The sequence below is a fragment of the Collinsella sp. WCA1-178-WT-3 (M1) genome (assembly GCF_009696325.1).
Taxonomy (GTDB): domain Bacteria; phylum Actinomycetota; class Coriobacteriia; order Coriobacteriales; family Coriobacteriaceae; genus Collinsella.
Map to the genome: position 1 here is coordinate 1 of NZ_VUME01000037.1, position 1,040 is coordinate 1,040.

Genomic DNA, 1,040 nt, shown 5'->3' on the forward strand with positions numbered 1-1,040 from the left:
TCCTTGACCATGGTTGACCCGATCGCCTCGGTATGTTCTACCCACCCACCTGTGTCGGTTTGCGGTACGGGCGCGCACGCGCCTGCCTAGGGGTTTTTCTAGGGACCTCGGGCTCACTCGCTTCGCTTAAGTGCTTCGTCCGGAGCCTCGCCCTCGATGCGGACCGGATTTCCCTGGTCCGCGGGCCGCGCTCCATCACGGGGACGTCCAGAACCCCGCCGAGCCACCCCCATCCGTCGCCCCGTCGGTCGTAGCGCCGCGTGCGCGGTGCAGGAATGTCTGCCTGCTGCGCGTCGGCTACGCCTCCCGGCCTCGCCTTAGCCCCCGACTGACCCTGGGAGGATTAGCCTTGCCCAGGAAACCTCGGGTTCACGGCGGACGAGTTACTCTCTCGTCTCTCGCTACTCATGCCAGCATTCTCACTCCCATGCGCTCCACCGTCGGTCGCCCTCCGGCTTCTCCGCCCATGGGAAGCTCCCCTACCGATTCTATAGATAAAATCCCGCCGCTTCGGTGTCCAGCTTAGCCCCGTGTATTGTCGGCGCATGTCCACTCGACCAGTGAGCTGTTACGCACTCTTTGAATGCATGGCTGCTTCTAAGCCAACATCCTGGTTGTCTGGGCGGACGCACATCCTTTGCCACTCGGCTGGAACTTGGGGACCTTAGCGGGCGGTCCGGGCTGTTTCCCTCTCGAGCACACAGCTTAGCCCACATGCTCTGACTGCCGCGCTCTGGGCCGCCGGCATTCGGAGTTCGGTTGGATTCGGTAGGCGGCGAAGCCCCCTCGTCCATCCGGTGCTCTACCTCCGGCGGTGAACGCGCGACGCTAGCCCTAAAGCTATTTCGGGGAGAACGAGATATCTCCGGGTTTGATTGGCCTTTCACCCCTATCCGCAGGTCATCGCCGCCGTTTTCAACCGACGTGCGTTCGGCCCTCCACGGGGTCTTACCCCCGCTTCAGCCTGCCCACGGATAGCTCACCCGGCTTCGCGTCCGCGGCGCGGGACTCAAGTCGCCCTGTTAAGGCTCGCTTTCGCT

1 rRNA gene is annotated in these 1,040 nt (G+C 63.7%); it reads right to left on the reverse strand.

Annotated features, from left to right (window positions below):
- Positions 1–1,040: ribosomal RNA gene (locus tag FYJ40_RS08890) — 23S ribosomal RNA — on the reverse strand; the annotation flags it as partial.